Source organism: Johannesbaptistia floridana (assembly GCF_057440575.1).
In genome coordinates this window covers 1-8022 of the sequence record NZ_JALKVM010000321.1, presented here as the reverse complement: position 1 = coordinate 8022, position 8022 = coordinate 1, and the positions used below count along the sequence as shown (strand labels likewise).

The following is an 8022-nucleotide window of genomic DNA, read 5'->3' as shown; positions in this document are numbered from 1 at the left end:
GTAATGAGTAATGAGTAATGAGTAATGAGTAATGAGTAATGAGTAATGAGTAAGACTGAGGTTTCCTCCCTGTCTTGATGATAGATCTCAAAATTGACTCAGAAAATTTTTGTTAACCTAGTAGGTAATCATATACGCTAATATACCTATATCAACAATCATAATAATGAATCAAGTTGACTATCTTCGTATCAGTCTCATTGACCGTTGTAACTATCAATGCCAATATTGTATGCCCGAAGGCAGCGAATTAAATTATATCTTAGGCCAAGAAATCTTAACTCGTTCAGAAATACTAACACTTTTACAAGAAGTATTTATTCCCCTAGGCTTTAAGAAATTTCGTTTAACTGGTGGAGAACCTTTGTTACGACCTGATATTATTGATATAGTTAGAGAGATAGCGACAATAGAGGCAACAGAAGACTTATCTATGACTACTAATGCCTTCTTATTAGCATCTATGGCAGAAGATTTATACAATGCTGGTTTAAAACGGATTAATATAAGTTTAGATTCTCTTAATCCCGATAACTTTGCTCGAATCATTGGGAAAAACAGCCGCAACTATTGGGAGAAAACTTGGTCAGGTATTCAAGCTGCCGCTAAAGTAGGTTTTAATCCCTTGAAATTGAATGTTGTGGTAATTCCTGGAGTAAACGATAGTGAAATTCTAGATTTAGCTGCTTTGACTATTAATAATAATTGGCATGTAAGATTTATTGAATTTATGCCCATTGGTAATGGTACATTATTTCAAGAAAAAGCCTGGATAAGTTCAGCAGAATTAAGAGAACAAATTGGCCAAACTTGGGGTATAGAAACATCTCAGGTAAAAGGAAATGGTCCTGCTGATGTGTTTACAATCCCTGGCGCTAAGGGCACTCTAGGTTTTATTAGTCAAATGTCTGAATGTTTCTGCGATCGCTGTAACCGTATGCGTCTCTCGGCTGATGGTTGGTTACGTCCTTGTTTACTCAATGAAACTGGTCAAATTGATTTAAAAACCTCTCTCCGTAATGGAGTATCTACAAACAAAATTAAAGGTCAAGTTGCCGATATTTTGGCGATTAAACCAGAAATTAACTTTAAACAACGAGAATCGGGAACTAATGACATAGGTTACTCTCGAACTATGTCTCAAATAGGTGGGTAAAATTTTTGCTTTTATCCTTCATCTTATCAAGTAGCCTATAAACTATACTAAATGTAAAAATTGCACAGTGCAATTGCCATCTTAAGTTTATGGCAGTTTACCAATTAATATAACTGGAGATAAATTTTGTGAGTAAGTTAACAGGTAAAAAACTAATTAAGGCTTGTATTAAAAGTGTTAAACAGGTTTTGACGGCAAAAGGTTTTAATCCTAATATTCGGAATATAGATAAAGAACTAGACTATTGTATTAAAGCAATTATTGCCGAATCTTCCTCAGGAGAAATTAATCCTGAAGAATTGGGTCAAGATTTAGGAGAAAAAATTACTAATCTCTCTCACCAGGCAGGTAAGACTATTGTAGATAAAGAAGTAGTTAGACAAATATATTTGTTAATTGAAAAGGAAAAGCAAGCGCCAACTACTAGTAAAAAGAAAGTTGATAAAGTGATTTCTGTATATAAACCAGAAACAACTCCTACAATAGCAGAAACTACTAGTGAAGATGTCTCCACAGAAACTCCAACTTCTGAAGAAACTACCAGCGAAGCTGCCTCTACAGAAACTCCAACTTCTGAAGAAACTACCAGCGAAGCTGCCTCTACAGAAACTGCTACTTCTGAAGAAACCACTAGCGAAGCTGCCTCTACAGAAACTGCTACTTCTGAAGCAACCACTAGCGAAGCTACCCCTACAGAAACTGCTACTTCTGAAGAAACTACCAGCGAAGCTGCCTCTACAGAAACTGCTACTTCTGAAGCAACCACTAGCGAAGCTACCCCGACAGAAACTCCAACTTCTGAAGAAACCACCAGCGAAGCTACCTCTACAGAAACTGCTACTTCTGAAGCAACCACTAGCGAAGCTACCCCTACAGAAACTGCTACTTCTGAAGAAACCACTAGTGAAGAGGCTAAAAATGCTTCTAATCAGCCAAGCAGTCTCAAAGATAGAATCAGTGAAGATATTAAAACTGCTATGAAAGCTAAGGATAAACTGCGTCTAGAAACCGTAAGAAGCATTAAAAAAGTTATCCTAGAAAAAGAAACCGAAACTCGTGCTACTGGTCAAGAAACATTGACTCCAGAACAAGAACTCGATATTCTCTCTCAACAAGCTAAACAACGTCGGGATTCTATAGAACAATATAAAAAAGCAGGACGAGATGATTTAGCTGAAAAAGAAGAGCAAGAATTAGCAATTATTGAAACCTATCTACCTAAACAATTATCTGATGAAGAGTTAACTGGTATTATTGAGCAAATTATTGCTGAAGTGGGCGCTAGTTCACCTTCTGATATGGGAAAAGTTATGGGACCAGCTATGAAACAACTAAAAGGACGTGCTGATGGTAAGAAAGTACAATCTCTAGTCAAAGAAAAATTAGGCTAAATTACCAGGGGTTAGCATTAATTCTTTAACTCATTACTCATTACTTATTACTCATTACTCAACCACCACTAGTAACATTAGGTAAAGATGCAAGATCGGGGTTGGGGGGATCTAATCTGCTTCTATATTTTTAGCATTTTTTAATCAATTTGATATTATATAGCAGTACTTGTTGACATGTTTGACATTTTGATCCCCCCTAACCCCCCTTGAAAAAGGGGGGAAAGAGCTTTATTTTGATGTCAAACACCATAATGCGTAGACTCAGATCTTTCACCAGAACTTATGTACTGGTGGAAGATGTGAGTTTAGGGTCAACAAATTTTAAACGGCGATCGCATTAATTCTTTAACTCATTACTTAAAGACGTAAAGACTTCAAAACTTCTTACTTCAAAACTTCTTACTTCAAAACTTCAAAACTCATTATTCATCCACGAGTAACATTTGGTATAGATGCAAGATTTGAGTAGACAAAAGCTCTTATTGAACAAAAAACTATGTTATTGTAGCGGATAATATTTTTATATATCATAAACCGAAAAAATCTCTACAAGATGGCAATTTTAATCAGAAAAAGCAAAAAAATAAGATGACTCAAGTAGGTATAGCAGCAGGTTCACAAATAGCAGCAGATGCCGGAATAGCGATCGCCGCGAAGGGAGGTAATGCAGTAGATAGTGCGATCGCAACTACTTTAGTATCTCTTTGTACTGAACCAGGAATAGTTGCACCAGGAGGAGGAGGGTTTTTAACTATCTGTGATGGACAACAACCACCAGTAGTGATTGATGCCTATGCCGAAATACCAGCAAAGTGTATCAACCATCAACAATTAATTCAAAGCACTCAGCCTGTGTTTTTAGACTATGGTGGTGGCATGGAAACTTTAATTGGTTATGGTTCAATTGCTACTCCCGGTATTTTCGCAGGTTTGGCCCTAGCTTCTCAAAAATATGGTAAACTCCCTTGGGCAAAACTGCTAGAACCAAGTATAAATTGGGCTAAACAGGGATTTCCTTTGTCATTGGCGGCAGCTAATTACTTAAAAGAAACTCAAACAGCAATTTTTGATTGGAATCCACTTAGTTATCAAGCACTACATCATCCTGATGGCACTTGTTTACAACAAGGCGAAATTGTCTACATACCCTATTTAGCGGAAACTCTTATAGATATCGCCGAGAAAGGAGCAAGTATATTCTATCAAGGAGAATTAGCGGACAAAATAGTTAAAGAAATTCAAGCTAATAACGGTTTTCTTAGGACCACAGATTTAGCTAACTATCAAGCCATAGAGCGATCTCCCGTAACAATTCGCTATCAAGATTGGGAAATTATTACTAATCCATCCCCGGCGATTGGTGGTGTCTGTTTAGCCTCTATGTTACTTCTAGCAGACCAACAATCTTTACAAACAACAGATCCAGAAACAGTCAAAATTATCACTAATATTCAAAATATAGTTTTTAATCAACGTCAACAAAACTTATATTTAGCAAAATTCGGAGAAATTGAGCATTTTAAGCAATCTCCCTCTACTATTCACGCTTCTGCTGTAGATAGCAATGGTTTATCTTGTTCTATCACCGCTTCAGCAGGTTATGGATCTGGAGTAATGATTACCGAAACAGGTTTGTGGTTTAATAACTCTCTAGGAGAAATAGAATTACACCCCCAAGATTTGAATAGTCTCAAACCTGGTCAGCGTTTAGTATCAAATATGGCCCCAACTATAGCTAAACATGAGGATGGTACAATTTTAGCTATAGGATCTCCTGGAGCATCTCGCATTACCACAGCGATCGCTCAAGTATTAATTAATTTTATTCAGTTAAATATGTCTTTAACTGAAGCCATAGCTGCACCCCGTCTTCATGTAGAAATCTTTGAAGATGATTTGACTGTGGCTTTTGAACCTGGTTTAGATCTCAGTCTGGTTAGGGGCTTCAAATTACGTCCTTTTCCCGAGTTATCTATGTATTTTGGCGGAGTTCAAGCTGCTTTATGGAGTCCCGAAACAGGTTTAAGTTATGTTGCCGATCCTCGTCGTGTTGGTGGAGTTGGCAGATGGAAGAGTTAGGGCGATTCTGTACTTCACTTGCTTTAGAATTACCGTAGCATAATTTTGCACAAAAAAAACTAAAGCTAAAATCAACATCTGTTTAACCTCTTTAACTTCAGGAAATAGACTGTATCAATTCTCCCAAATAAAATAGCAGCAATACACTGTTTTATAACTTAAAAATTTCCTTAATTAATCCTTTTCTTTTGGAGTTGAACTAAAGTTAATCTTTAGTTTTTTAGCCCCCTACTTACCACTTTAGGAAAAATAAGTTTCTAACTGGATTGCTGCTATTTTTTTGGACGAGACAGAATTATATTTAAACAGCTTACTTACCTCTTTTTTTTCTTAACTTAAACTGACTGTTGTTTCTGCCAGGAGAAGCCTTCTTTTGCTTCTATTTGTAGAATAACATTATCTGAAGATTACTCAAACTTTTTGATACAAAACTTCATATAGCGCCTGTAGCAACCCAACACTTAACCTTCAAAGACAAGGAGTTAAATTGTTGGGTGTAGTGACCTCAACCTTATATCTTGCACTCCTAAAAAAGTACTGAAATTCGCCAACAGGCGAGAATCAATTTTTAAGCGCGATCGCATTAATTCTTTAACTCATTACTTCAAAACTTCAAAACTCATTACTTATTACTTCAAAACTCGTTACTCATGTTTGTTGGGTTATCTCCCTGCCCAACCTACAGGCTACAGGCTACCTTCAAAACTCATTACTCATTACTCATTACTTCAAAACTCATCTAAACCCTACTACAAGTATTCATGCTACCTTCTTACTCATTACTTATTACTTCAAAACTCATTACTCATCTAGGTGCGTTACGGGCTTCGCCCTAACACACCCTACTGTACTACATTACTAGCTCATATAAATCTTTAGGAAAAATTAATAGTCTCTCTTAATTCTAAATTCTTCATTCTTCAAAACTCATTACTCATCTAGGTGCGTTACGGGCTTCGCCCTAACACACCCTACTGTACTACATTACTAGCTCATATAAATCTTTAGGAAAAATTAATAGTCTCTCTTAATTCTAAATTCTTCATTCTTCATTCTTCATTCTTCAAGACTTCATTACTTCAAAACTCATCTAGGTGCGTTACGGGCTTCGCCCTAACACACCCTACTAATACTTTAGTACAAGGTTACTGATTCTTTGAGGTGAGGCTGAGGTACTAGGCAAAAGTACTACTAAAGATAGATGCTGATAATTATCATAAATAGCTATTTTTAAGTATAAGTGAAATTTATATTTACTAACATTTTAGATATATAGACAATATGACTAATTCCGTAGAATTTAAATTATTTGCACCTTACAATCAAGAAGCAGCAGTGATAGGTTGTTTTTCTGACTGGCAACCGATTAGTATGAAAAAAGACCAGTCAGGCTATTTTAGAACTACTGTAGAACTAGAAGATGGTAAATACAATTATAAGTTTAAAGTGCGTTCTAAAAGCTGGTTTTTAGAACCAGATCAATGGGTTGATATTATCGATCCTTATGCCACTGATATAGACGAATATAATCAAACTAGTGTATTGCGTATCAAAGATGGACAAAAAATAGTAGATACCTATGTCTGGAAAAATGATGATCATCATTTACCCGGAGATCATGAGTTAGTAATTTATGAACTACACATAGGAGATTTTTCTGGAGGAGAAAGCGATGAGAAATCCCGAGGAAAGTACCAGCATGTGACGGAGAAATTAGACTATTTACAAGAATTAGGTATTAATTGCTTAGAATTGATGCCTGTGAAGGAAAACCCAGGGGAGTACAGTTGGGGTTACAGTCCCCAACACTTTTTTGCCGCTGAGTCTAATTATGGTTCTACTTCGGATTTGAAGGGCTTAATTGATGAGTGTCATGGGAGAGGGATAAGAGTAATTTTAGATGGTATTTATAATCATAGTAATACTGATTGCCCTTTAACTCAAATAGATCATGACTACTGGTTTCACCACCATCCCACTGATTCAGAGAATAGCTGGGGACCAGAATTTAATTATGAACATTACGATGAAAATTTAGATATTAAACCAGCTTGGCAATTTGTGCGGGATACACTGGAATATTGGATTAAAGAATATCATATTGATGGCATTCGATACGATGCCGCTAAACAAATTGGCAACTATGATTTTATGCACCAGATTGTTCAAGAAACTAAAAAATTTGCTGGTGCAAAACCATTTTATAATATTGCTGAATATATTCCTGAAGATCCAGCGATTACTAACCAAGATGGTCCCATGGATGCTAGTTGGCATTATACTTTTTATCACAATCTTAAAGAACATCTCTGTGGCGATCGCTTTGATTTAGAACAATTACAAATAGCGATAGATGGTAAGCGTCAAGGATTTTTAGGGGCTACGAATATAGTTAATTATCTCTGTAATCACGATCATCAACGTTTAATGGTAGAATTAGCTAACCGTGATATTTTTGGAGAAGCAGCCTTTAAACGTCTCAAATTAGGGGCCGCTATCCTGATGACCGCAGTTGGTGTACCTTTACTTTGGATGGGAGAAGAATTTGGTGATTATCACCCATTAACCCAAGAAACTAGTCCAATTGACTGGAATTTGCTAGAAAATGAGATAAATCAGCAGTTATGTAGTTATTATCAGGGCTTAATTAACTTACGTAAATATAATCATGCCCTTTATACCGAAAATATCGAATTTTTCCACACTGATTCAGAGTCAAAGGTAATCGCCTATATCCGTTGGAATAGCGAAGGATCAAGAGTAGTAGTAATTGCTAATTTCTCTAACCAATATTTAGCAGGTTATAAAGTAAAAAACTTTCCTGAGGGGGGAACTTGGCATGAATGGACAAATGACTATGACCAAGAAGCAGGAGAAGCAGAAATGATGATTGATTTACCAGAATACGAAGCTAAGGTATTTGTACAATAAAAATTCTCTAAACAATATAAAATAGCAGCAATACACTGATTTATAACTTAGAGATTTCCTTAATTAATTATTTGGGTTTGGAGTTGAACTAAAGTCAATCTTTAGTTTTTTAGCTCCCTACTTACCACCTTAGGAAATATAAGTTTCTAATTGGATTGCTGCTATTTTGTTGGACGAGACAGAATGGAATATAAACAGCTTACTTACCTCTTTTTTTCTTAACTTAAACTGCCTGTTGTTTCTGCCAGGAGAAGCCTTTTTTTTGCTTCTATTAAAAGAATAACATCATCTAGGCATCATCAGCAATTCTTGATACAAAACTTCATATTATCTCAGAATATAGAGCTTTAAAAGAGATAAAAAATAAAAATATAAGGAAAAACCAGATCTTGATATCCAACTAAAAGATTCTCTAAACAATATAAAATAGCAGCAATACACTGATTTATAACTTAGAGATTT

Annotated in this window: 4 protein-coding genes; all 4 read left to right on the top strand. The window is 35.8% G+C overall.

Annotation, left to right across the window (positions count from 1 at the left end):
* The first annotated feature begins 166 nt into the window (after nt 1-166).
* The 4 genes from moaA (at nt 167) to MW688_RS18565 (ending at nt 7560) form a co-directional block, all read left to right on the top strand.
* Nucleotides 167-1156 (top strand): GTP 3',8-cyclase MoaA, encoded by a 990-nt coding sequence (moaA, locus tag MW688_RS18580; protein ID WP_486737507.1) that lies wholly within the window; start codon nt 167-169, stop codon nt 1154-1156.
* A gap of 128 nt (nt 1157-1284) precedes the next feature.
* Complete coding sequence (locus MW688_RS18575; RefSeq protein WP_486737506.1) at nt 1285-2547, top strand: GatB/YqeY domain-containing protein; 1263 nt, start codon at nt 1285-1287, stop codon at nt 2545-2547.
* Between the two features lie 591 nt (nt 2548-3138).
* Nucleotides 3139-4629: a gamma-glutamyltransferase gene (locus MW688_RS18570; RefSeq protein ID WP_486737505.1), complete on the top strand. Its 1491-nt coding sequence runs from the start codon at nt 3139-3141 to the stop codon at nt 4627-4629.
* Nucleotides 4630-5910: 1281 nt separating this feature from the next.
* Nucleotides 5911-7560 carry an alpha-amylase family glycosyl hydrolase gene (locus tag MW688_RS18565; protein ID WP_486737504.1) on the top strand — a complete coding sequence of 550 codons (1650 nt, stop codon included), beginning with the start codon at nt 5911-5913 and terminating at the stop codon, nt 7558-7560.
* The last annotated feature ends 462 nt before the right edge of the window (nt 7561-8022 follow it).